Source organism: Amycolatopsis ponsaeliensis (assembly GCF_030182635.1).
In the GTDB taxonomy this organism is placed as follows: Bacteria; Actinomycetota; Actinomycetes; order Mycobacteriales; family Pseudonocardiaceae; genus Amycolatopsis; species Amycolatopsis ponsaeliensis.
The window spans coordinates 313046-335566 of record NZ_JAPZLD010000003.1; the positions used below are offsets into that span (position 1 = coordinate 313046).

The 22521-nt window shown below is 71.5% G+C and carries 22 protein-coding genes; 14 read left to right on the forward strand and 8 right to left on the reverse strand.

The genetic code is table 11. The annotated features are described in order from the left end of the window. The first annotated feature begins 50 nt into the window (after positions 1–50). The 6 genes from pyk to QQ657_RS06790 all read left to right on the forward strand — a co-directional run bounded on the left by pyk (position 51) and on the right by QQ657_RS06790 (position 7357). A complete protein-coding gene (gene pyk, locus QQ657_RS06765; RefSeq protein ID WP_284741189.1) occupies positions 51–1475 on the forward strand; it encodes a pyruvate kinase in 1425 nt (474 codons plus the stop codon). Between the two features lie 36 nt (positions 1476–1511). Continuing rightward, positions 1512–2408: an acyl-CoA thioesterase gene (locus QQ657_RS06770; protein WP_284741190.1), complete on the forward strand. Its 897-nt coding sequence runs from the start codon at positions 1512–1514 to the stop codon at positions 2406–2408. 377 nt (positions 2409–2785) lie between these two features. Continuing rightward, complete coding sequence (locus QQ657_RS06775; RefSeq protein WP_284741191.1) at positions 2786–3688, forward strand: helix-turn-helix domain-containing protein; 903 nt, start codon at positions 2786–2788, stop codon at positions 3686–3688. Positions 3689–3700: 12 nt separating this feature from the next. Next, positions 3701–3904, forward strand: a complete 204-nt coding sequence (locus QQ657_RS06780; protein WP_284741192.1) for a DUF397 domain-containing protein — start codon at positions 3701–3703, stop codon at positions 3902–3904. A 159-nt stretch (positions 3905–4063) separates the two neighbouring features. After that, positions 4064–4273: a hypothetical protein gene (locus QQ657_RS06785; RefSeq protein WP_284741193.1), complete on the forward strand. Its 210-nt coding sequence runs from the start codon at positions 4064–4066 to the stop codon at positions 4271–4273. Positions 4274–4333: 60 nt separating this feature from the next. After that, positions 4334–7357: a helix-turn-helix transcriptional regulator gene (locus QQ657_RS06790; protein WP_284741194.1), complete on the forward strand. Its 3024-nt coding sequence runs from the start codon at positions 4334–4336 to the stop codon at positions 7355–7357. 105 nt (positions 7358–7462) lie between these two features. On the opposite strand, the gene QQ657_RS06795 is transcribed toward QQ657_RS06790, so the two are convergent. The 3 genes from QQ657_RS06795 to QQ657_RS06805 form a co-directional block, all read right to left on the reverse strand. After that, the gene (locus QQ657_RS06795; protein WP_284741195.1) at positions 7463–9073 is read right to left on the reverse strand and encodes a succinic semialdehyde dehydrogenase; all 1611 of its coding nucleotides are present in this window, start codon (positions 9071–9073) and stop codon (positions 7463–7465) included. 109 nt (positions 9074–9182) lie between these two features. Next, on the reverse strand, positions 9183–10205 hold the full coding sequence (locus tag QQ657_RS06800; protein WP_284741196.1) for a hypothetical protein: 1023 nt from the start codon (positions 10203–10205) through the stop codon (positions 9183–9185). A gap of 94 nt (positions 10206–10299) precedes the next feature. Continuing rightward, positions 10300–10917 (reverse strand): TetR/AcrR family transcriptional regulator, encoded by a 618-nt coding sequence (locus tag QQ657_RS06805; protein WP_284741197.1) that lies wholly within the window; start codon positions 10915–10917, stop codon positions 10300–10302. A 92-nt stretch (positions 10918–11009) separates the two neighbouring features. Here QQ657_RS06805 and QQ657_RS06810 point away from each other — a divergent pair, with 92 nt between their 5' ends. Together QQ657_RS06810 and QQ657_RS06815 are read left to right on the forward strand one after the other, a co-directional pair. Then, a complete protein-coding gene (locus QQ657_RS06810) occupies positions 11010–12161 on the forward strand; it encodes an acyl-CoA dehydrogenase family protein (protein WP_284741198.1) in 1152 nt (383 codons plus the stop codon). 11 nt (positions 12162–12172) lie between these two features. Continuing rightward, positions 12173–13309: a CaiB/BaiF CoA transferase family protein gene (locus QQ657_RS06815; protein WP_284741199.1), complete on the forward strand. Its 1137-nt coding sequence runs from the start codon at positions 12173–12175 to the stop codon at positions 13307–13309. Here the strand turns inward: QQ657_RS06815 and QQ657_RS06820 are convergent. Both QQ657_RS06820 and QQ657_RS06825 read right to left on the reverse strand, forming a co-directional pair. Further along, on the reverse strand, positions 13306–13836 hold the full coding sequence (locus QQ657_RS06820; RefSeq protein WP_284741200.1) for a GNAT family N-acetyltransferase: 531 nt from the start codon (positions 13834–13836) through the stop codon (positions 13306–13308). The genes QQ657_RS06815 and QQ657_RS06820 overlap by 4 nt on opposite strands. Positions 13837–14111: 275 nt before the next feature. Then, entirely contained in the window at positions 14112–14885 is a 774-nt protein-coding gene (locus QQ657_RS06825) for a crotonase/enoyl-CoA hydratase family protein (protein WP_284741201.1), read from the reverse strand. Positions 14886–15008: 123 nt separating this feature from the next. Between QQ657_RS06825 and QQ657_RS06830 the strand changes: the two genes are divergently transcribed. The 5 genes from QQ657_RS06830 (at position 15009) to QQ657_RS06850 (ending at position 18165) form a co-directional block, all read left to right on the forward strand. Next, positions 15009–15176: a hypothetical protein gene (locus QQ657_RS06830; protein ID WP_196425248.1), complete on the forward strand. Its 168-nt coding sequence runs from the start codon at positions 15009–15011 to the stop codon at positions 15174–15176. A gap of 361 nt (positions 15177–15537) precedes the next feature. After that, a complete protein-coding gene (locus tag QQ657_RS06835) occupies positions 15538–16020 on the forward strand; it encodes a helix-turn-helix transcriptional regulator (protein ID WP_284741202.1) in 483 nt (160 codons plus the stop codon). Positions 16021–16143: 123 nt separating this feature from the next. Further along, positions 16144–17058, forward strand: a complete 915-nt coding sequence (locus QQ657_RS06840; protein ID WP_284741203.1) for a lytic transglycosylase domain-containing protein — start codon at positions 16144–16146, stop codon at positions 17056–17058. A 359-nt stretch (positions 17059–17417) separates the two neighbouring features. Beyond that, complete coding sequence (locus QQ657_RS06845) at positions 17418–17810, forward strand: hypothetical protein (RefSeq protein WP_434056722.1); 393 nt, start codon at positions 17418–17420, stop codon at positions 17808–17810. A 10-nt stretch (positions 17811–17820) separates the two neighbouring features. Then, complete coding sequence (locus tag QQ657_RS06850) at positions 17821–18165, forward strand: DUF3817 domain-containing protein (protein WP_284741204.1); 345 nt, start codon at positions 17821–17823, stop codon at positions 18163–18165. Here QQ657_RS06850 and QQ657_RS06855 read toward each other — a convergent pair. Then, positions 18143–19567, reverse strand: coding sequence for an MFS transporter (locus QQ657_RS06855; protein ID WP_284741205.1), 1425 nt, complete (start codon positions 19565–19567; stop codon positions 18143–18145). The genes QQ657_RS06850 and QQ657_RS06855 overlap by 23 nt on opposite strands. A gap of 135 nt (positions 19568–19702) precedes the next feature. Here QQ657_RS06855 and QQ657_RS06860 point away from each other — a divergent pair, with 135 nt between their 5' ends. Further along, complete coding sequence (locus QQ657_RS06860; protein WP_284741206.1) at positions 19703–20263, forward strand: TetR/AcrR family transcriptional regulator; 561 nt, start codon at positions 19703–19705, stop codon at positions 20261–20263. Between the two features lie 19 nt (positions 20264–20282). On the opposite strand, the gene QQ657_RS06865 is transcribed toward QQ657_RS06860, so the two are convergent. After that, complete coding sequence (locus QQ657_RS06865; RefSeq protein WP_284741207.1) at positions 20283–21875, reverse strand: monocarboxylic acid transporter; 1593 nt, start codon at positions 21873–21875, stop codon at positions 20283–20285. Beyond that, positions 21872–22309: a DUF485 domain-containing protein gene (locus tag QQ657_RS06870; protein WP_284741208.1), complete on the reverse strand. Its 438-nt coding sequence runs from the start codon at positions 22307–22309 to the stop codon at positions 21872–21874. Before QQ657_RS06870 ends, QQ657_RS06865 begins: the two co-directional genes overlap by 4 nt. Positions 22310–22521 lie beyond the last annotated feature (212 nt).

The following is a 22521-nucleotide window of genomic DNA, read 5'->3' on the forward strand; positions in this document are numbered from 1 at the left end:
TTCGGGATCGGTACAGACGAACGCGCGGCGAGGGACTACGCTGTGCGAACGTGAGCCGACGCGCGAAGATCGTTTGTACCCTGGGCCCTGCCACCGCAACGCCGGAGAAGATGCGGGCCCTCGTCGACGCTGGCATGGACGTGGCCAGGATGAACTTCAGCCACGGCAGCCACGGCGACCACAAGGAGGTCTACGACCTCATCCGGGCCGCCGCCGCGGAGAGCGGCCGGGCGGTCGGCATCCTCGCCGACCTGCAGGGCCCGAAGATCCGCCTCGGCACGTTCGCCGGCGGGCCGGTCGAGTGGCACAACGGCGACATCGTCCGGATCACCGTCGAGGACGTCGCCGGCACCCACGACCGGGTCTCGACGACCTACAAGGGCCTGGCCAAGGACGCCAAGCCCGGTGACCGCCTGCTCGTCGACGACGGCAAGGTCGGCCTGGTGGTCAAGGAGGTCGACGGCCAGGACGTGGTGTGCGAGGTCACCGAAGGCGGCCCGGTCAGCAACAACAAGGGCGTCTCGCTGCCCGGCATGGACGTCTCCGTGCCGGCGATGTCCGAGAAGGACATCGAGGATCTCGAGTTCGCGCTCGAGCTGGGTGTCGACTTCATCGCCCTGTCCTTCGTCCGCTCGCCCGCCGACATCGACCTGGTCCACCAGGTGATGGACCGGGTCGGCAAGGGCCGGCTGCCGGTCGTCGCCAAGATCGAGAAGCCCGAGGCGGTCTACAACCTCGAGGCCATCGTGCTGGCCTTCGACGCGGTCATGGTCGCCCGTGGCGACCTCGGCGTCGAGCTGCCGCTCGAGCAGGTCCCGCTGGTGCAGAAGCGCGCCATCCAGATCTGCCGCGAGAACGCGAAGCCGGTCATCGTCGCGACGCAGATGCTCGAGTCGATGATCAACAACTCCCGGCCGACCCGCGCCGAAGCCTCCGACGTCGCGAACGCGGTGCTCGACGGTGCCGACGCGCTGATGCTGTCCGGCGAGACCTCGGTCGGCCGGTACGCGATCGAGGTCGTCCAGACGATGGGCCGGATCATCGAGGCGGTCGAAACCGACTCGCCGGTCGTCCCGCCGCTGACGCACGTCCCGCGCACCAAGCGCGGCGTGATCTCCTACGCCGCCCGTGACATCGGCGAGCGGCTCAACGCGAAGGCGCTGGTCGCCTTCACGCAGTCCGGCGACACCGTCCGCCGCCTGGCCCGGCTGCACACGCGGCTGCCGCTGCTGGCGTTCACGCCCGAGGAGTGCGTGCGCAGCCAGCTGTCGATGACCTGGGGCACCAACACCCAGATCGTGCCGCGCGTGGAGTCGACCGACCAGATGATCCAGCAGGTCGACCACTCGATGCTGGAGATGGGCAAGTACCAGAAGGGTGACCTGGTCGTCATCGTGGCCGGCTCCCCGCCGGGCACCGTGGGCTCGACCAACCTCATCCACGTGCACCGCCTCGGTGAAGACGACCACGCATAAGGGACGTCCCACCCCCGCAGCACATAAGGTCTGGCCATGACTGAAATGGCCAGGACGGCCGCCACCGAACTGGAGATCCCGGGTGGCGGCCAGCCGGTGCTGGACCGCCTGATCGCGCTGCTCGACCTGGAGAAGATCGAAGAGAACATCTTCCGGGGCGTTTCGCCCGCCCACTCGCCGGTGCGGGTGTTCGGCGGGCAGGTCGCCGGCCAGGCGCTGGTCGCGGCCGGGCGCACGGTCCCCGAGGAACGCCGGGTCCACTCGCTGCACGCGTACTTCATCCGCGGCGGCGACCCGAGCGTCCCGATCATCTACGAGGTCGACCGGATCCGCGACGGCCGGTCGTTCACCACCCGCCGGGTCATCGCGATCCAGCACGGCAAGGCGATCTTCTCGCTCTCGGCGTCGTTCCAGAAGGACGAACCGGGCATCGAGCACGCCGAAGAGATGCCCGAGGGCGTGCCGGCCCCCGAGACGCTGCCGACGCTGATGGAACGCGCCGAGGGCTACGCGATCGGCGCCCACAGCAGGCCGCGGCCGATCGACGTCCGCTACGTCAACGAGCCGCCGTGGGTCACCCGCGAGACGGGGGAGCGGCCCGCGCGCAACCAGGTGTGGATGCGTGCCGACGGGAAGCTGCCCGACCAGCAGCTGCTGCACGTCTGCGTGCTGACCTACGCCTCGGACATGACCCTGCTGGACTCGGTGCTGGCGCGCCACGGCGTCTACTGGGACACCGACAAGGTGCTCGGCGCGAGCCTGGACCACGCGCTCTGGTTCCACCGGCCCTTCCGCGCCGACGAGTGGTTCCTCTACGACAGCGCGTCACCGACCGCCTCCGGCGCGCGCGGTCTCGCCACGGGCCGGTTCTTCGGCGCGGACGGCACGCTCATCGCGACGGTCGTCCAAGAAGGACTCCTGCGCGTTCTGTGACCCTGACGGAAATCACCCTTACGGGCGACGAATAGCGGAATAATCGTTCTGCCAATAAGGCGCGGGAACAGTGGAAGAGGGCCGGGGCCGATCGGGGGACGGCCCCGGACCTCTTCTCCCGATGATCACGCGGCGCGCCGCGGAGTCATCGTCTACGCTGATCACCGGCCCTGAGTGGGGCTGGGGGAGCTGGCCCGCGGTGCCCTTGTCACGTCCTGCCTCAGTGCAGGATGCGAGCATACAGAAGCATTCTGCAAATTGCAGAGACGGCGCGGGTTCGGCTCGGGTAATCGGTGCCGTGCGATTACCCGCCCGTTCATGTTGGATACTGGCAGCGAGCGGACGGCTACGGCGCCGTCGACATCCGGAGGTGCGCGATGGCAAGGGGACAGAGCCCCACGGTTCGCCGCCGGCGGCTCGCGGGAGAGCTGCGCAGGCTGCGCGAAGCCGCGGACCTCACCATCGACGAGGTGGGCGAGAAGCTCGAGTGCTCCGCGTCGAAGGTCAGCCGCATCGAGACCGGCCACGTCGGGGTCACCCCGCGTGACGCGCGGGACATGCTGGCCCTCTACGGCATCGTCGGCGACGAGCAGGAGGCGCTCGTCCAGCTGGCGAGGGAGGCCCGCAAACGCGGCTGGTGGCACGCCTACAACGAAGTCTTCACCGGCACGTTCGTCGGGCTCGAAGCCGACGCCAGCTCGCTGCGCGCGTTCCAGGCGCTGCTGGTTCCCGGCCTGCTGCAGACCGAGCGCTACGCCCGCGCGGTGATCCGGGCGCTGCGGCCGGACGCCGAGGACGACGAGACCCGCCGTCGCGTCGCCGCCCGGATGGCGCGCCAGGAGCTGCTGTCCGACACCCCGCCGCCGGAGTACTGGGCGGTGATGGACGAAGCCGTGCTGCGCCGCGTCGTCGACGGCCCCGAGGTGATGGCCGAGCAGCTCTACCGCATGGTCGCTCTCGCCGAGAAGCCGAACGTGACCATCCAGGTCGTGCCGTTCGGCGCCGGCGCGCACCCGGGGATGGAGGGCCCCTTCCTGATCATGGGCTTCCCCGAGCAGGCCGACCCGGACGTCGTCTACGTCGACGACAGCACGTCCAGCGGTCTCTACCTGGAGGAACCCACAGACGTCCGGCGCTACGGGCTGATGTTCGACCATCTGCGCGCGGCCGCACTGAAGCCGGACGACTCGGTGGAGCTGATCGCCGAGGCGGCCGGGCGGTTCGCCGAACAGGCGGCCGCACCGGCTCCGGTGCACCAACTGGAACCGAGGACACAGTAAGGAGTGGGGACCATGGAAGCTGAACTCTCCGGAGCGCGGTGGCGCAAGAGCAGCCACAGCGGCGGCGGGAACGACTGCGTCGAGGTCGCGTTCGTCGCCGGGGGCGCGGCGCTGCGCGACTCGAAGGACCCCGAAGGTGGTGCGTTCCGCCTGCCCGCATCGGGCTGGCGGGGGCTGCTGGCCGCGGTGCGGCCCGGCGGCCCGGCTCACGACTGAGGCGCTTTCGAAGACCCCTTACCCCCGCCGAGCTGGGCTCGGCCGGGAGTAAGGGGTCTTTTCACGCCCAGGGCTGCGTGATCACCCGATGCCTGAGGTGCCCCCTCAGGACGAACCTGAGTGCTACCAACCGGAGAACTCGGGAACAAGGGGAACACGATGCACAGCGATCTGATGCTCGACGCGGTCCGGGCCGAAGCGGCCTACCGGGCCGAGGAACTGCGGAAGGCCGGGCGCAGCGCCTGGGCCGCCCGCGCCCGCCGCGCCGTCCGCCACCTGCGGGCCGTGCGGACCGACGTCGACGTGCCGGCGCAGGAGCGCCGGGAGGCCGCGCGGGAGACCGCGGGCGTCGGCGAGACCGCCCGGTAGGGCGTGGTGAAGGTGTCCAAGGCGATAAGCGGTCGGAAACTGTCGGTGGGGTAGGCAAGAATGCACCTTGTGCCCCGACTCGGCTCCGGAATCCCGCTCGTCGCCCGTACCCACGAGATGCGGCGGCTCCGCGCCGCCTTCGCCCGGGCAGAACGTGGCGAAGCCGGCGCGGTGCTGCTCTCGGGGGACGCCGGGGTCGGCAAGACCCGGCTGCTGACCGCGCTCGGCGAGCACGTCGAGGCGTGCGGTGGGCTGTTGCTCACCGGCCGCTGCATCGACGTCCGCGAAGGCGGTCTTCCTTATCTTCCGTTCGCCGAAGCGCTCGCCCCGCTGGGCAGCTCGGCGGACCAGGCGGTGGCCGCCGCGGTGCGGCTCCGGCCCGCGCTCGGGCGGCTGCTGCCGCAGGGCCAGGGCGTCGAGGAGCCCCGCGCGGCCGAACACCCGCCGATGACCTCGAACGACCGGGAGACCATGGTGCGTCCCCGGCCCGAGCAGGATCTCGGTCAGCTGCAGTTGTTCGACGCGGTACTGGGGGTGCTGACCGAGGTCTCGGAGTCGCGCCCGGTGGTGATCCTCCTGGAGGATCTCCACTGGGCCGACGCCTCGACCCGCAACCTGCTGTCCTTCCTGCTCAGCAGGCTGCGGGCGCAGCGGCTGCTGGTCGTGGGCAGCTACCGCGAGGAGGACGTCCACCGGCGCCACCCGCTGCGGGGCCTGCTGTCGGAGCTGGTCCGGCTCGCCACCGTCGAGCGCGTCGACCTGCATCCCTTCGGGGCCGCCGACGCCCGGAAGTTCGTCGAGGCGCTGGCCGACGAGCCGATGCCGGCGGACGTCGTGTCCGACATCGTCGCCCGGTCCGAGGGCAACCCGTTCTTCGCCGAGGAGCTGCTCGCCACCCAGACCGAGTGCAACGACCTGCCCGCCGGGCTCGCCGAGGTGCTGCTGTCGCGGCTCGAGCGGCTCTCGCCCGACACCCGCCGGGTGGCCCGGGTCATCTCGGTGGCGAACGAGCCGGTGATGCACGCCGCGCTCGCCGAGGTCTCCGGGCTGGGGGAGCTGGAGCTCGACGAGGCACTGCGCGAAGCCGTCCAGCACCACGTCCTGGTGGTGCTTTCGGACGGTTCCTACACGTTCCGGCACGCTTTGCTGCAGGAAGCGGTGTACGGCGACCTGCTGCCGGGGGAGCGGTCGCGCACGCACGCGGCGTACGCGGCCCGGATCAAGGCGCGGCCGCAGGGCCGCGGTCACGACGCGAAGCTGGCCTACCACTCGATGCAGAGCAGCGACCTGGTCACCGCGCTGCCGGCGCTGCTGCGCGCGATGGACGAGGCCGAGAAGCTCGGCGCGCCCGGGTCGGCGCTGCAGCACGTCGAGCAGGCACTGTCCATCTGGGACGCCGTCGCCCCGGCCGACCGGCCCGAGGGGTTCGACGAGCTGCGGCTGCTGCACGAAGCGTCCTACTTCGCGGGCACGTCCGGCGAGCCCGAGCGCGCCGCGGCCTTCGCCCGGTCGGCCACGCAAGCCCTGAAACCGGACACGGCGGCCGACCGCGCGGCGAAGACGTGGCGCCGGCTGGCGGAGGCGCTGCTCGCGCTGGAAGGCACCCTCGACGAGGCGACCGTGGCCATCGACCGGGCCTGGGAGCTGGTGAAGGACGCCGAGCCGAGCGGGACGCGTGCCTGGGTGCTGGCCAGCCGGGCCGGGTTCCTGCGGATCCTCGACCAGCCCGACGCGGCGCTGGACAGCGCGCGGGCCGCGGTCGCCGACGCGCAGGCGGTCGGGGCGGCGGGCGCGGAGGCCGCGGCGCTGGTCACCCTGGGCACGCTCGCCGACTCGGCGGGCGATTCGGCCGAGGCGCGCGAGTGGCTGCGCAAGGCCCAGCGGACGGCGCGCGGCGCCGGCGCGCCGAACACCGAGATCCGCGCGACCTACTTCCTCGCGTTGAGCTATGACGACTACGCCGAGTTCGCCGAGGCGCTGGAGCACACCGCGACCGGCGTCGCCCGGGCCGAAGAGGCCGGGCTGAGCTGGAGTTCGTTCGGGATCGAGCTGCGCGCGCGGCAGCTGACCCTGCGCTACCTGATGGGCGACTGGCCGGACGAGAGCGCCGGCCGCGCGGGGCGCGGGGTGTCGAGCGCGGTCGCCGCACGGATCCAGGCCATCTGGTCGCTCTTCGTCGTCTCGCGCGGGCGGTTCGACGAAGCCGCGAAGCTCATCGCCGGGCTGCGGCAGCACTGGGCGGCGGACATGGCGATCCCGCTGGCCGCCGGGGACGCCGGCATCGAGCTGGCCTACTGGCGCGGCGAGCACGCCGAAGCGGTGCGCCGCGCCGAAGACCTGATCGGCTGGCTGGAGCGGATCGAACCCGGCCTGCTGGCCGGAATCCGCGTCGCCGCGCTGGGTGTGTCCGCCGCGGCCGCGCAGGCCGCAGCGGCCCGGGTGCGCGGCGACCAGGCCGCGGCCGGCGCCGCGGTGGCGGCGGGCGAGCGGCTGCTGGCCCACGGCCGGATGTGCTCGATCGTCGGGCAGCCGCGGTCGGGGACGCTCGGGCCGGAGGGCCGGGCGTGGCTGGCCCGGCTGGAAGCAGCGGCGTCCTGCCTGACCGGCCGGGGTGACGCGGAGAAGTGGGCGGCCGCGGCGGCGGCGTTCGGCTACGGCGCCGTGTACGAGCAGGCGGTCTGCCGCTGGCACGAGGCCGAAGCCCTGCTGGCGGCGGACGGGAGCGCGAACGCCGCCCTCGAAGCGGCCCACGTGGTGGCACTGCGCCTGGGCGCGGTCCCCCTGCGCGACGCCGTCCGCGACCTGGCGCACCGCGCCCGCGTCGAGCTGGACGGAGTGGAGCAGGCGGCCCCGGTCCGCGCGATCACCGACCCCCTGACCGACCGCGAGCGCGACGTCCTCGAGCGCGTCGCGCTGGGCCGCACGAACCGCCAGGTCGGCGAAGAGCTCTACATCAGCGAAAAAACGGTCAGCGTCCACCTGTCCCGCGTGATGGCGAAGCTCGGCGCGAGCCGCCGCGCGGAAGCGGTCGCGATCGCCTACGACAGAGGCCTCCTGACGGCCCCCACCGCCGAACACGCGTGATCAGACCCGTAACTCGCGTGATCGAAGCCGGAACTCACGTGATCAGAGCCGTGACGGCTTCAATCACACGAGATCCGGCCCGGATCACGTGAGTTACGGGTTACGTCAGCGGGGGAGACGGCGGAGGGCCTTGAGGCCCAGCGTCATGCCCTTCGCCCAGAGCGAACCCGGGACGCGCTTCGGCGGGCGGAGGGCCAGCCCGCGCTGCAGCGCGATCGACTGGGACTCCGTGTACTTCAGCAGGCCTTCGGCGCCGTTGCGGCGGCCGACGCCGGAGTCCTTCATGCCGCCCATCGGGACGCCGACGCTGCCGAACGTCGCCGCGTAGCCCTCGTTGACGTTGACCGTGCCGGCCTTGAGCCGCGCCGCGACCTCCCAGCCCGCGCGGCCGTTGCGCGACCAGACGCTGGCGTTGAGCCCGAACGGCGTGTCGTTGGCCTGGTCGATGGCCTCGGTGACGTCGGTGTAGCCGTAGATCGAGACGACCGGCCCGAACGTCTCCTCCGCGAACGGCACCATGTCCGGCGTGACGTCCGCGAGCACGGTCGGCTCGTAGAACAGCGGCCCGAGGTCGGGCCGGGCGCGGCCGCCGGTGAGCACCGAAGCGCCCTTCGCGCGGGCGTCCTCGACGTGCGCGGACACCGTCTTGAGCTGGTCGTCCGAGGTCAGGGACCCCATCTGGGCCTGGTAGTCGAGCGCGCCGCCGAGCTTCACCGCGGCGGTCCGCGCGACGAACGCCCGCGTGAACTCCTCGCGGATCGACTCGTGGACGTAGATCCGCTCGACCGACACGCACAGCTGACCGGCCGAGGAGAAGCACGCGGTCACCGCGCCCGTCGCGGCCTTCGCGACGTCGGCGTCGGGCAGCACGATCATCGGGTTCTTGCCGCCGAGCTCCAGCGAGTACGACGTCAGCCGCTTCGCCACCTGCCCGGCCAGCTCCTTGCCGGTCGGCGTGGACCCGGTGAAGCACAGGTAGTCCGACTCCTCGACCAGCGCGGTGCCGATCTTCGAACCGCGGCCGAGCACGATCTGCCAGGTCCCGGCCGGCAGCCCGGCCTCCTCGGCGAGCTCCTGCAGCCACAGCGCCGAGAGCGCGGTCTGGTTGTCCGGTTTCTGCACCACGGAGTTGCCGGCCGCGAGCGCGGGGAGGACGTCCATCGCGGTGAGGGCCAGGGGGTAGTTCCACGGCGAGATGACCCCGACGACGCCCTTCGGGTGCCGGATCTCGCCCGCGCGGGTCAAGCCTGGGATGACGCCGGCGACGCGGCGCGGGGCGAGGATCTTCGCGGCGTGCTTGCCGTAGTAGGCCGCGACCAGCGCGGTCGCGCTGACCTCGTCGAACGCGTCGAGCCGGGCCTTGCCCGCCTCGACCTGGACCAGGTCGAGCACCTCGTCCTGGCGGGCGAGCACCAGGTCGTGCAGCCGGGTGAGGACGCGGGCGCGCTCGGCGGGGGAGCGTTCCGCCCAGGCGCGCTGGGCGGTCCGCGCGCCGGCGAACACCGCGCGGACGTCGGCGTCGGTGGCCTGGGGCAGCGTCGCGATCGGCTGGCCCGTGAAGGGGGCGTGCATGCGGATCGGCGCCGAGTCCGCGCCACCGGCCACGCGGGCGACGAGCTGGGCCGCCCGCGCCGAGCCGGGCGCCCCGGCGACGCCGCCGACGTTCGGCGGCAAAGGGGTGTCTTCGACTGCGTTCGCGGGGGTCGTGCTGGTCATGACGTCTCCGTTCCGCGGCGTCCGGAGTCCGCGCGACGCCGCGCAGGGGTTACCGACGAGTACACCATACCGTCGGTACGTCAGTTGTCCAGTTCGACGTGAATAATTTTCACGTATTGGGTGGGTTCAGCGGCGGGAGCTGGTAGTTCGGTTCGGTCGGCGACGGCGGTTCCTGACCGGGATGCTGCTGGGCCTGCGTCGCGCCGCCGTAGGGGTCGTCGAGCCGCGGGGACAGCCCGCTGGGCGGCGACACCTCGCCGGACTGCGCCGGGAACGGCTGCGAAGGGGGCCCGTTCTGCGCCGGGAAGGGCTGGGAAACCGGTCCGCCCTGCACGGGGAACGGCTGCGAAACCGGCCCGCTCTGCACGGGGAACGGCTGGGACGACGGCGCACCCGGGTACGGCTGCGGCCCGCCGGGGTAGGGCTGGCCGCCCGGATAGCCCCCGTATTGCTGCGGCGGCACCGGATACGGCCTCGACTGCTGCTGGTACGGCCCGCCGTACGCCCCCGGTGGGAGCCCCACCGGGCCGGTGGCCGGCGCCCGCCGTCCGGCGAGCGTCGCGAGAACGAGCGTCACCGCGCCCAGCGCGCCGCCGCCGAGCAGGATCCAGAACCCGATGCCGGTCGAGTAGGTCGACGTGAGCGACCCGTCCTCGGACTCGTAGCTCAAGGTCGCCGAGACGTCCATGCCGAGCATCCACACGGCCGCGGCCACGCCCGCGCCGCCGGCCACCAGGGCCGTCCGGGCACCCGAGCGCACCCCGGTCCCCGCCGAACGCCGGGCGCCCGCGAACGCCAGGCCGGCCCCGGCCAGCAGCACCAGCGCGCCGGCGGAGAGCGGGATCCCGTAGCGCGCGACGTGGGTGTTCTCGTAGAACTTCTTGGCGTCCTCGCTGGGTTCGACGCCGAACGAGCGCGTCCAGGCGCTGATCGTCTGGCTGCTCTCGGCCTTGCCGCCGACGATCTGCTCGAACTTCGTCTGCGGGAGGAACGACCCGGCCAGCACGAGCACGGCGGCGACGGCGCCGACGATGCCGGCGATCAGCCGGAACCGCCCGGCGACGTCGGCGGGCGGCCGTGGCGGCTGTCCCGGGGGAGGGCCGTACGGGTTCTGGTACGGGCTGGTGGTCATCGGAGCTCCCCTCTTCCGGGGGGATTGGACCACGAATCCGCCTGGGGGATAAGGGGTAGCGCAGCCCTGGCGCGCGCAAGGGTGCCGGTGCTAGTCAGGTCGGCCCAGCGGTGGCGTCCTGGTAGAGCAGGACCGCGATCCGCTTCCACTCCTCGAGCAGCTGCCGCCGCCGGTTCGGGTCGCCGCCGAGCTCGGCGTCCAGGGCCAGCCCGCGGGTCAGGTTCACGGTGAGCCAGAACAGCATTTCCGCGCGTTCGGGCGGGAGCTCGCCGGCGACCTGGGTGACGTGCTCGAGCGTCGCGCGGCCGAGCGCGCGATCGACCGGGCGGATGGCCGCGCGCAGCTCGGGGTCGGTCCGGGCGGCGACCCACAGTTCGGTGACGGCGGTCGAGAGCGTGCCCGAATAACCGGTCCAGAGCAGGTCGATCGCTGCGGCGACGCCGGTGCCGCCGCCGGGCAGCTCGTCCAGCGACGCCGCGAGCTGGTGACGCAGCTTCGTCGTCAGGTGCTCGACGGCGGCCGCCATCAGCTCGGCCTTCGCGGTGAAGTGGTGCTGCACCGCGCCCTTCGAGACGCCGGCGCGGGCGCAGATCTCCTGCACCGACGTGCGCGCGTAGCCGACGTCCACCAGGCAGTCGATGGTGGCGTCGAGCAGCGCCGTGCGGGTCTGTTCGCGCCGCTGCGCCTGGGTTCGGTGCGCCGTCGAAGTCACTTCGGCCTCCTGCTTTACCTACAGGCCGGTACGGATGTACATTCCGATGAGAACTTACATGCTGACCGTCATGTTTTCCAGCAGGAGGTCCCGTGCCGCTGAAACTCCCGAAGAGCTCCTGGAGCACGACCGAGCTCGACGACCTCCGCGAGCTGTCGCGGTCGTTCCTGCAGAAGGAGGCCGTCCCGCACCAGGAACGCTGGGCGGCGGAGAAGAAGGTCGACCGCGAGCTGTGGACCAAGGCCGGCGACGTCGGCCTGCTCTGCCTCTCCATCCCCGAGGAGTACGGCGGGGGCGGCGGCACCTTCGCCCACGAGGCCGTGCTCTACGAAGAGCAGGCCCGCTCCGGCGACAGCGCGTGGGGCGTGACCGTCCACAACGGAATCGTCGCGCACTACCTGAGCGCGTACGCCTCCGAAGAGAAGAAGCGCGAGTGGCTGCCGAAGATGGCCAGTGGCGAGCTGGTCGGCGCCATCGCGATGACCGAGCCCGGCACCGGCTCCGACCTGCAGGGCATCAAGACCCGCGCGGTGCGCGACGGTGACCACTACGTCATCAACGGCGCGAAGACCTTCATCACCAACGGTTTGCACGCCGGACTGGTGGTCGTCGCGTGCAAGACCGACCCGGACGCGGGCGCGCAGGGCGTCTCGCTGATCGTGGTCGAGACCGACACCCCGGGCTTCCGCCGCGGCCGTGTCCTCGACAAGGTCGGCCTCAAGGGCCAGGACACCGCCGAGCTGTTCTTCGACGACGTCCGCGTGCCCGCCGCCAACCTGCTCGGCGATGCCGAGGGCCAGGGCTTCATCCAGCTGATGCTGCAGCTGCCGCAGGAACGGCTGATCATCGCCGTCACCGCGGTGGCCGGGCTGGAGGCCGCGGTCGACCTCACGCTGGAGTACACAAAGGAGCGCACGGCGTTCGGCCGGCCGATCTTTTCCTTCCAGAACACCAAGTTCAAGCTCGCCGAGGCGGCGACCGAGGCTGCCGTCGCGCGCGCGTTCCTCGACCAGTGCATCGAACGCCACCTCAAGGGCGAGCTCGACGTCCAGGGCGCGGCGATGGCGAAGCTGTGGACCACCGAGCGGGTCAACAAGGTGATCGACGACTGCGTGCAGCTCTTCGGCGGCTACGGCTACATGACCGAGTACCCGATCGCGCGTGCCTGGGCCGACGTCCGGATCTCGCGGATCTTCGGTGGCACCAGCGAAATCATGAAGGAAATCATCTCCCGCTCGCTCTGAAAGGACCCGTCATGAAAGCAGGTCCGCTCAGCGGCCTGAAGGTGGTGGAGCTCGCGGGCCTGGCCCCCGGGCCCTTCGCCACGATGATCCTCGCCGACCTCGGCGCCGACGTCGTCCGCGTCGACCGCGCGACCCCGGGGGAGGACGTGATCGGCCTGCAGACCGACCCGCTCGCCCGCGGCCGCCGCTCGGTGGGCATCAACACCAAGACGCCCGAAGGCGTCGAACTGGTTTTGAAGCTGTGCGACACCGCCGATGTCCTCATCGAGGGCTTCCGCCCCGGTGTCGCCGAGCGGATCGGGCTCGGACCCGACGTCGTGCACGCCCGCAACCCGCGGCTGGTCTACGGCCGGATGACCGGCTGGGGCCAGGACGGCCCGCTCGCCTCGGCGGCCGGCCACGACATCAACTACATCGGCATCGCCGGCGCGCTCGAGCCGATCGGGCGCGCGGGTGAGCGGCCGGTGCCGCCGCTCAACCTCGTCGGCGACTTCGGCGGCGGCGGGCTGCTGCTGGCGATGGGCATCCTCGCGGCGCTGTACGAACGGAACACGTCGGGCCGCGGCCAGGTCGTCGACGCGTCGATGGTCGACGGCGCCGCGCTGCTCACCACGAGCTTGCACGGCATGGCCGCGGCCGGGCTTTGGGGCGGCGGCCGCGGGGACAACATGCTCGACGGGGGCGCCCCGTTCTACGACACCTACGAGACCGCGGACGGCAAGTACGTCGCCGTCGGCGCGATCGAGATGCGGTTCTGGGGCGACCTGGTCAAGGTCCTCGAGCTGGACCCGGATTCGCTGCCGCTGCACGTGGACAAGACGCAGTGGCCCCGCCTTCGCGAGATCCTCGCGGCGGCGATCGGCAAGTACACGCGCGACGACCTCGTCGCCCGCGCCGAAGGCACCGACGCGTGCCTGACGCCGGTGCTCGCGCCGGGCGAAGCCGCGTCGCACCCGCACAACGCGGCGCGCGGCACGTTCGTCGAGATCGGCGGCATGGTGCAGCCCGCACCGGCGCCGCGGTTCGGCCGCACCCCGCCGGAGACGCCGGAAGCCCCGCACGCCAAGGGATCCGACACCGAAGCCGTGCTCGCCGAGCTCGGCGTCACGGACTTCGACGCGTTGCGTTCGGCGGGCGCGATCGCCTAGTTCTTCGCGAGGTCGGAGCGCACGACCGAGTACATGACGCTGTCGCGCCACTCGCCGTCACGGAAGCAGAAGCCGCGAAGGACTCCTTCGCGGGTGAAGCCGGCTTTCTCGAGCGAGCGTTGTTCGGCGCGGTTGCCGACCTCGGTCGTCGCTTCGACCCGGTTGAGCTGGGTGTGGGCGAAGAGGTACTCGGCGAGCAGGCGCTGGGCTTCGGTGCCGTAGCCGTGGCCGCGTGCTTCCGGCGCCAGGACGAGGCCCACGTTCCAGCAGTAGGACGTCGGCCCGGTGCGGCTGCGGTGCCAGGAGACGAGACCGAGGATCCGGCCGCCGAGGGTCGGCACGAGCATGCCGGTTTCGGCGGTGAGCATGCCGGTTTCCTGCCAGCGGCGGCGCAGGTAGCCGGGATCGTGCCAGCCGAACCACTGGTGCTCCCCGGCGGCGACGGGATCGTTGGTCAGCCGTTCCAGGAGGTCGAGATCGCCTTCGGCCACGGGCCGGAGCACGACTCTGGGAACATCGTCGTCCATCGGGCGACCCTATCGGCCGCCCGACCGGAACCGCCCCGGTATTCCGGGATCCACCCGGTCGAGGCATCGGCCGTGACCGAGCGGGCATCACCCGTGATCAGGCAGGCATCACCCGTGATCGAAGGGGCATCACTCGTGACTGGAGGGACGACACGGCCGGGCCGCGCGGCTTCGCCGTGTCGACCTCCCAAGCACACGAGTCGACCCTCCAATCACCCGTGATGCCTCTCTGATCACGGGTGATGCCCCTCCAGTCACGGGTGATGCCTCGCTGATCACGCGAAACTGCCGTGCCGGCCTTCGCCGCCGGCGAACCGGGCTGCGCCGTCGACCGCCTCCGCCGCCAGCACGCCCGTGCCCATCGCCGCCCGGAACTCCGCCGCGAGCGCGTCCTCTTCGGACTTGCCCCACTGCTCGAGCGCCGAGAGCCGGTCGCCGCGCAGGCACGCCTGCGGGAACGCCGCGATCTGCCGTGCCAGCTCCTGCGCCACGGAAACCGCCTCGCCGGCCGGAACGAGCCGGTTCGCCAGGCCGATCTCCAGCGCCTCGGGCGCTTCGACCGGCCGTCCGGTCAGGATCAGGTCCATCGCCCGCGACTGGCCGATCAGCCGCGGCAGCCGGACCGTGCCGCCGTCGATCAGCGGCACTCCCCAGCGGCGGCAGAAGACCCCGAACACCGCCGTGGCGTCCGCGACCCGCAGGTCGCACCACAGCGCCAGCTCCAGCCCGCCCGCGACGGCGTGCCCGTGCACCGCCGCGATCACCGGCTTGCCGAGCCGCATTCGGGTCGGGCCCATCGGGCCGTCCCCGTCCGGGTGGGTGCGGTTCACCCGGTCGGTGCCGATCGCCTTGAGGTCCGCGCCCGCGCAGAACGCGCCACCCGATCCGGTGAGGACCGCGACGGCGGCGCCGGGGTCCGCGTCGAACTCGCGGAACGCGTCGGCGAGTTCGGTCGCCGTCGGTCCGTCGACGGCGTTGCGGGCGGCCGGGCGGTCGATGGTGATCGTCGTCACTTCGCCGTCCCGCTCGACCAGCACGTTCCGGGTCATCGCCGCTCCTCGGGGCCAGTCGGGGTGATCGGAGGTTGATCGGGGTGTCTTCGGGCCACGCCTTCCCTAGAGTATTGGCGTGGCCACTCCCAGGACGGGGACGGCGAGCCGGGGAGGAAGCACATGTCGAGCGGCATGAAGAAAGTTCTCATCGTCGGTGTCGTCGCGCTCGTGCTCTTCTTCCTGATCACCCAGCCCACCCAGTCCGCCGACTTCGTGCACCGCGTCCTCGGCTGGCTCAAGGACGGCGCCGAAGCGATCGTGACGTTCTTCCGCTCGCTCTTCTCCTGACCACCGGAAACGCTCTGACCGGCACCGCAACGGGCGGCGGCCGGCTGTCACCCTGTGTGTTAGCGGACGGTAAATCACTGAGTGTCACGAATCTCGGATTTCGGACCGAACGCTCGACCATCCGGGTGGATTGCGGTCGAAAACGCGCAGGTCGGCGAATTCATGCCTGCCGGGGTCTGGCGAAGGAGACCACCCCGGCCCTACGGTGCTCACATTGCGTGATCGGGTGGTTCGCCATCCCCCCGGAGAACCCCGGTACGCAGGCAGTTTCCACTCAGCAAGGTGCAGGTTGGTGCGTGCGGCACCACCGCGTGGGACAGGTGTCAGGGCCTGTCCGTCGGGGACCTACAAGGAGGCAGGGATGACCGGAGATCCCGGAGTGGACGCGCTGATCCGGCAATGGGCCGCGGAGCGCGAGCAGACCCCCGAAGAGCAGGAGGTCGACCGCATCGCGTCCGCGTGGCTGGCCGACGCTCCGCCGCAGGCCCCGGGCATTCCCGGCCAGCGTGCTCGGACCGGGCAGTCGCGGTTCGTCCCGGTCGAGTCGGCCGACCCCGGCTACCTCGACGCCATGCGCCGCCGCCTCCCGGAGGTGCCCGAAGAGCTTCTCACGGCCGCCGCGGGTTGGTGGCAGATGGTCGGCGGCGTCGCCGAGGCCGAGGAGTGGTGGGACGCCGGACTCAGCCCGCTCGACCAGCGGGCCCTCGACTACCGGGCGGCCGGGCTCGCGCCGTCCGACCTGAGCCGCCGGCTCGGGCCGATGACCGTTCTGCAGCACCTCCGCCGCGGCAGTGCCCCGGCCTGGTGCGTCGCGCGCCTCGCGCGGCAGCAGAAGTCCGCCTGACGAGACGCTTTCCACTCGGCCGGGTGAACCGGTGTGGTGAGACGATCGGGACGACCCGCGTAACGCTAACCTGCGCGGGCTCGTTGACACTTCGTCGACACCACGCTGGAGGACCGGAGTTTCGTGCGCACCAGGACCGGAAAGAACGAGGACGACCCCATCGACGTGAGCGTCGAGGAAGCCGCCCCCGCCGAACCGGCACCGGCGCCGCGCTCCGCAAGTGTCGCGGTGCTCACCCGGCTGATCGTGGTCCTCGCCGTGCTGGCCGTGGCCGGCGGCGGGATCTGGCTCGTCACCCGCGCGTCGACGCCGGAGGCGAGCCCGCTCACCACCGAAATCCCCGCCCTGCAGGTCAAGGCGGCCGACGTCCGCCCGGGGTCGGTCGCACCGGCCGGCGGTGCCGTCGCGGGCGGGGCCGAGCAGCAGACTTCTCCCCAGCAGGCCCGCAGCACGGGCCCGGCGACGCTGTCGCAGTGGGCGAGCCAGGTCGCCGGGGCGACCGGCGTTCCGGCGCGGGCACTGCAGGCCTACGGCAACGCCGAGCTGGCGATGCGCGCCGACCAGCCGAAGTGTCAGATCTCGTGGGCGACGCTCGCCGGCATCGGCCGCATCGAGTCCAACCACGGCCAGTACGCGGGCGCGGTGCTGGGCGCGGACGGCCGCCCGTCCAAGCCGATCATCGGCGTCCCGCTCGACGGTTCGGCGGGCGTCCAGGCGATCGGCGACACCGACGGCGGCCGCTACGACGGCGACGCGGGGGTCGACCGGGCGGTCGGGCCGATGCAGTTCATCCCGAGCACGTGGCGCAAGTGGGCATCCGACGGCAACGGCGACGGCCTCGGCGACCCCCAGCAGATCGACGACGCGGCGTTGGCGGCGGCGCGCTACCTGTGCGCGGGCGGGCGCGACATGGCCGGCCCGAGCGGGTGGTGGGCCGGGATCCTGTCGTACAACAACTCGACGGAGTACGCGCAGAAGGTGTTCGGCTTGGCGGACGGGTACGCCAAGGGCGCCCAGTCGGTGCGCAAGCAAGGCTGACGAGCCTGGCCGCAGCCCCGCCCTTCCCGAGTAGCGGCGCGGCAAGGTCGGATTCCCGGCGAATGTCTTCGGCGGCGCGGGTTGGTGGCCGCTCCAGCGATGTCTTGAATGAGTCATTCAGGTCTTGCGAGGTCCTGAATGACTCATTCAAGACGTTTGCCGACAGTCACCCGGCACCCGGCCGGCGAGGGCGGTCGAGGGAAAGTCCAGTGGTACACCGAGCGCAGGCGGCCCAGTCGGTGCGCAAGCAAGGCTGAGCCCACCGGCCGGTAAAGGGCCGCCGACCTGGGCTGAGAGCCGGGCCACGCGGATCACACTCGGCCGCCGGCCCTCAGCGGGCCAGTGCTAGCGTCGATCCCGTGCCAGCTTCTCCTCCGCCGGCCGCTTCCCCCTGGGGACGCCGGATCGCGATCGTCGCGACGTGCCTGGTGAGCCTGCTCGTCTGCTGCGGGCTCGCCTGGTGGCAGTGGGACCGCTTCACCTCGGCGAACGGCACCTTCCAGAACCTCGGCTACGTCCTGCAGTGGCCGCTCTTCGGGCTCTTCCCGGCCTTCATGTTCTGGCGCATCCGCCAGCTGAAGCACAAGGCCGAAGCCCAGCCCGAAGAGCCCGTGCGCGAACAGCCCGAGGTGCCCGCCCCTCGTCTCCGCCCCGACGCCGTGAAGGCGGTTCAGGACGAGGACGAGGAGCTGGCCGCGTACAACCGTTACCTGCGCGAGCTGAACGCCCGCGACCAGCAGGCCGCAGAGTGAGGACGTCCCGATGACCACCAGCACCGAAGGTGCCGCCCAGACCGCGGTGCCGCTCACCGGCCCCCTGGTCCGGTTCCGCACCGCCGCCTACGTCACCGGCGTCGGCCTGCTCGGCCTCTGCTTCGTGATGGTGCTGCGGTACGGCTTCGACAACCCCACGCCGTCGGCGGTCTACTCGCCGATCCACGGCGTGCTGTACATGATCTACCTGGTGCTGACCATCGACCTGGCGATCAAGGCCCGCTGGTCGATCAAGGGCACCGTGCTCGTGCTGCTGGCCGGCTGCGTCCCGTTCGTCTCGTTCCTCGTCGAGCGCCGGGTGACGCACAAGGTCAAGGCCGGGCAGAAGCTGTAACCCGCCGGAACGTCAGCGCCACCAGGAACGTGCACGCCGCGAACCCGGCGGCGGTGGCGAACGCGGCGGTCATGCCGTCGACCGTGAGCTGAGCTCCGGTCGTGCCCGCCGAACGGGTCACCGCACCGAACACCGTGACCAGCACGGCCAGCCCCAGCGTGCTGCCGACCTGCTGCATCGTCTGCAGCACGCCGCCCGCCGCGCCCGCGTCCTCGTTCGGCACGGTCGCCATCACGATCACGTTGAGCGGCGCGAACGCCAGCCCGCCGCCGAGCCCCATGAGCAGCAGCGGCCCGAACAACGCCGGGAAGTACGTGCTTTCCGTCGTGAGCTGGGCGAGCCAGACGACGCCGGAGACCATGAGCAGCGACCCCGTGATCGCCAGCGGCTTCGGGCCGTAGCGCGGGAGCAGCCGCGGCACGAGCCGGCTCATCGTGAAGATCAGCACCGCCATCGGCAGGAACGCGAACCCGGTGGCCAGCGCGGCGAAGTGCCGGATGTCCTGCATGAACTGGGTGAGGAAGAAGAACATCGACATCATGGCCATCGGGCCGAGGAAGAAGCTGACGTAGGCCGCGCTGCGGTTGCGGTCGGCGAACAGCCGGAGCGGGACCAGCGGCATCGCGGTGCGGGCCTCGATCGCGACGAACGCGGCCAGCAGCGCCAGGCCGCCGGCGAGCGCGCCGATCGTCACGGGGTTGCCCCAGCCGTCGGACGCCGCGTGGGTGAAGGCGAACACGAGCGAGCCGACGCCCAAGGTGCCGGTGATCGCGCCGGGCAGGTCGAGGTGCGCGCGCCGCCGCTGGGGTTCCGGCACGAACCGCGGCGCGAGCAGCACGATCGCCAGGCCGAACGGGACGTTGATGAACAGCGCCGCGCGCCACGAGATCCACTCGGTGAGCAGGCCGCCGACGATCAGGCCGATCGCGAACCCGCCGCTGGACATGGCGGAGAACAGCGCCAGCGCCCGGACGCGGGCCTTGGTCTCGGAGAACGTGGTCGTGACCAGGGCCAGGGTGCTCGGCCCGGCCATGGCGGCGCCGACGCCCTGCAGGACGCGGGCGGCGATGAGCAGCGTGGCCGAGCCGGCGAGGCCGCCGGCCAGCGACGCGAGGGTGAACAGGGCGGTACCCGCGACGAACATCCGGCGCCGGCCGAAGAGGTCGCCGGCGCGCCCGCCGAGCAGCAGGAGGCCGCCGAAGACCAGGCTGTAGGCCGTCATCACCCACGACAGGCCGGTGGCCGAAAACCCCAGGTCGGCCTGGATGCGCGGGAGCGCGACGTTCATCACGGTCGCGTCGAGGATGAGCATGAGCTGGCAGGTCAGGATGATCGCGAGGATCAGCCCGCTGCGGCGGGCCGGGGCAGGCTCGACCGCACGATGGATCGTTTGCTGGGACAAGGGATACTCCCCCGAGGAGTAAGAGAAGAAGCGGAGATGTTCTCCACTTGGGTGCGATCCGATAATATGGAGACTGTCTCCGGATGCGCAAGTTAATTCGGAGAATCTCTCCGGTTACGTGGCGAGGAGGCCGGGATGCCGGACACGGGGCGTCCGATGCGCGCGGACGCGCGGCGCAACTACGAGCGCATCGTCGCGACGGCGAACGAGCTCTTCACCGCGCACGGCGCCGACGTGCCGCTCGACGACGTCGCCAAGAAGGCGGGCGTCGGAGCGGGCACGCTCTACCGGCACTTCCCGACCCGCGAGAAGCTGTTCGAAGCGGTCTACCGCGACGAGATCGCCGTGCTCGCCGACCGCGCGTTCGAGCTGCACGACGAGCTGCCGCCGTGGGAAGCCCTCGAAGGGTGGCTGCGCGCGCAGGTCACCTGGGTCGTCGAGCGGCACAAGCTCGCGACGATCCTCAAGGAGTCCATCGACTCCGGCTCGGAGACCTTCCAGTACTGCCAGAAACGGCTGCGCGAGGCGACGGGAGTGCTCGTCGAAGCGGCGCAGGAGGCCGGGCTGGTCCGGCCGGACGTGGTCGGCGCGGACGTCCTGCGGCTGGGCCACGGCGCCGGCATGGCCGTGCGCAACTGCAGCCCGGAAGACGGGAAACGCGTGCTGGACGTGATCCTGGACGGCCTGCGCGCGTGACGCAGGCCGCCTGAGGGGATCAGCTGCCGATCCCGGTGAGGGACCGGACCTCCATCTCGGCCTGCTTTTCGGCGTCCGCCTTCGGCTTGCCGAAGAGGGTGCCGACGAACCCGCAGAGGAACGAGAACGGGATCGACACCAGGCCCGGGTTCTTGAGCGGGAACCAGGCGAAGTCGATGCTCTTGAAGATCGCGTCCGGGGCGCCCGAGACGACCGGCGAGAAGAGCACCAGCACGAGGCTCGCGGCCAGGCCGCCGTAGATGCCCCACAGCGTGCCGGTCGTGTTGAACCGCTTCCAGAACAGCGAGTACAGCAGCGTCGACAGGTTCGCCGACGCCGCCACCGCGAACGCCAGGGCGACGAGGAACGCGATGTTCTGCCCGTTCGCCAGGACGCCGCCGACGATGGCCAGCGCCCCGACCGCGATCGCGGTCAGCCGCGCCACCCGGACCTCGTCCGCCGGCTCCGCCTTGCCCCGCTTGAAGATGTTGGCGTAGACGTCGTGGGCGAAGGACGCCGACGCGGTGATGGTCAACCCGGCCACGACCGCGAGGATCGTCGCGAACGCCACCGCGGCGATGATGCCCAGCAGCAGCGTCCCGCCGACGTGCAGGGCCAGCAGCGGCGCCGCCGAGTTCTCCCCGCCGGGGGCGGCCTTGATCTCGTCCGCGCCGACGAGCGCGGCCGCGCCGAAGCCGATGACCAGCGTGCACAGGTAGAACAGGAACATGCACGCCGTCGCCCAGACCACCGAGCGGCGGGCTTCGCGCGAGTTCGGCACCGTGTAGAAGCGCATCAGCACGTGCGGCAACGCCGCCGCGCCGAGCACCAGCGCCAGTGCCAGCGACACGAAGTCGAGCTTGGTGGTGCTGTTCTTGCCGTACGAGCCGCCCGGCTCGAGGAGCTTGTCGCCGAGCGGGCTGTTCTCGGCGGCCGAGGAGAGCAGGTTCGAGAACGAGAACCCGAACTTGCCGAACAGGAACACCGTGAGCAGCGCGCCGCACAGCAGCAGGATGGTCGCCTTGATGATCTGCACCCACGTGGTGCCCTTCATCCCGCCGACCAGCACGTACAGCACCATGACCAGGCCGACGACGCCGATCACCAGCGCCTGGCCGAGCTTGGAGTGGACGTTCAGCAGCAACGCCACCAGGCCGCCGGCGCCGGCCATCTGCGCCAGCATGTAGAAGAACGAGATCACCAGCGTCGACGTCGCCGCCGCCGCGCGGACCGGGCGCTGCTTCATCCGGAAGCTCAGGACGTCGCCCATCGTGAAGCGGCCGGTGTTGCGCAGCAGCTCGGCGATCAGCAGCAGGTCGACCAGCCAGGCGACGAGGAAGCCGATCGAGTAGAGGAAGCCGTCGTAGCCGTGCATCGCGATCGCGCCGGCGATGCCGAGGAACGACGCCGCCGACAAGAAGTCGCCGGAGAGCGCGATGCCGTTCTGGCGGCCGGTGAACGCGCTGCCCGCGGCGTAGTAGTCGGACGTCGAGGAGTTCCGGCTGCTGGCCCGGTAGACGACGTAGAGCGTGATCGCCACGAACAGGGCGAACACGACGGTGTTGACCAGCGGGTTGCTGGCGGGCGTGCCTTCGGCGGCGAGCGCGGTCATCGGCGGGTCCCTTCGGTCAGGCCCGCGCGGGCCCGCAGCTCGGCCACGCGCGGGTCGACGTGGCGGCGCGCGTAGCGCAGGTAGAGCCAGGTGACCAGCGCGGTGCTGGCGAACTGGCCGATGCCGAGCAGGATGCCGACGTTGACCTGGCCGAACACCTTGGTGCTCATGAAGTCGTGCGCGTAGGCGGCCAGCAGCACGTAGGTCATGTACCAGGCGAAGAAGGCGAGGCTCATCGGGAAGACGAAGGCCCGGAACCGCCGCCGCAGCGAGACGAACTCGCGGCTGGCCTGGATCGCGGGGTAGTCGGGACCCGAGCGGGGAACGGGCCGGCGGTGCTGTGCGCCGGACGGGCGGTCCCCGGTGAACAGGGCCGGCATCTGGCCGGTCTCTTCGAGGGGGTTGCCCGCCGCGGGACGCGCGACGTCGTACATGGGTGCCTCCGGCAGAGTGCCTCCGTGGCGGCGGGGCTCCGGGCGCCTGCGAGCAGGGGTGCCGGGCCGCCCTTGCGGACTGCGAGGCGCACATCGTAACTAGGCCGTCCGGCGGACATCGACAGCGGCCGGTTGGCCCCGTGCGGGCGGAAGGTGTGGTATTCGATTTCCTGTCGAAAGCGTCGAATCGGCCACCGCTACAAGATCACGGG

Bases quoted from the DNA above. Each gene is read 5' to 3' on its own strand.
- QQ657_RS06770 (WP_284741190.1), top strand. From the start codon at position 1,512: ATGACTGAAATGGCCAGGACGGCCGCCACCGAACTGGAGATCCCGGGT.
- QQ657_RS06775 (WP_284741191.1), top strand. From the start codon at position 2,786: ATGGCAAGGGGACAGAGCCCCACGGTTCGCCGCCGGCGGCTCGCGGGA.
- QQ657_RS06780 (WP_284741192.1), top strand. From the start codon at position 3,701: ATGGAAGCTGAACTCTCCGGAGCGCGGTGGCGCAAGAGCAGCCACAGC.
- QQ657_RS06785 (WP_284741193.1), top strand. From the start codon at position 4,064: ATGCACAGCGATCTGATGCTCGACGCGGTCCGGGCCGAAGCGGCCTAC.
- QQ657_RS06790 (WP_284741194.1), top strand. From the start codon at position 4,334: ATGCACCTTGTGCCCCGACTCGGCTCCGGAATCCCGCTCGTCGCCCGT.
- QQ657_RS06795 (WP_284741195.1), bottom strand. From the start codon at position 9,073: ATGACCAGCACGACCCCCGCGAACGCAGTCGAAGACACCCCTTTGCCG.
- QQ657_RS06800 (WP_284741196.1), bottom strand. From the start codon at position 10,205: ATGACCACCAGCCCGTACCAGAACCCGTACGGCCCTCCCCCGGGACAG.
- QQ657_RS06815 (WP_284741199.1), top strand. From the start codon at position 12,173: ATGAAAGCAGGTCCGCTCAGCGGCCTGAAGGTGGTGGAGCTCGCGGGC.
- QQ657_RS06820 (WP_284741200.1), bottom strand. From the start codon at position 13,836: ATGGACGACGATGTTCCCAGAGTCGTGCTCCGGCCCGTGGCCGAAGGC.
- QQ657_RS06825 (WP_284741201.1), bottom strand. From the start codon at position 14,885: ATGACCCGGAACGTGCTGGTCGAGCGGGACGGCGAAGTGACGACGATC.
- QQ657_RS06830 (WP_196425248.1), top strand. From the start codon at position 15,009: ATGTCGAGCGGCATGAAGAAAGTTCTCATCGTCGGTGTCGTCGCGCTC.
- QQ657_RS06835 (WP_284741202.1), top strand. From the start codon at position 15,538: ATGACCGGAGATCCCGGAGTGGACGCGCTGATCCGGCAATGGGCCGCG.
- QQ657_RS06850 (WP_284741204.1), top strand. From the start codon at position 17,821: ATGACCACCAGCACCGAAGGTGCCGCCCAGACCGCGGTGCCGCTCACC.
- QQ657_RS06860 (WP_284741206.1), top strand. From the start codon at position 19,703: ATGCCGGACACGGGGCGTCCGATGCGCGCGGACGCGCGGCGCAACTAC.
- QQ657_RS06865 (WP_284741207.1), bottom strand. From the start codon at position 21,875: ATGACCGCGCTCGCCGCCGAAGGCACGCCCGCCAGCAACCCGCTGGTC.
- QQ657_RS06870 (WP_284741208.1), bottom strand. From the start codon at position 22,309: ATGTACGACGTCGCGCGTCCCGCGGCGGGCAACCCCCTCGAAGAGACC.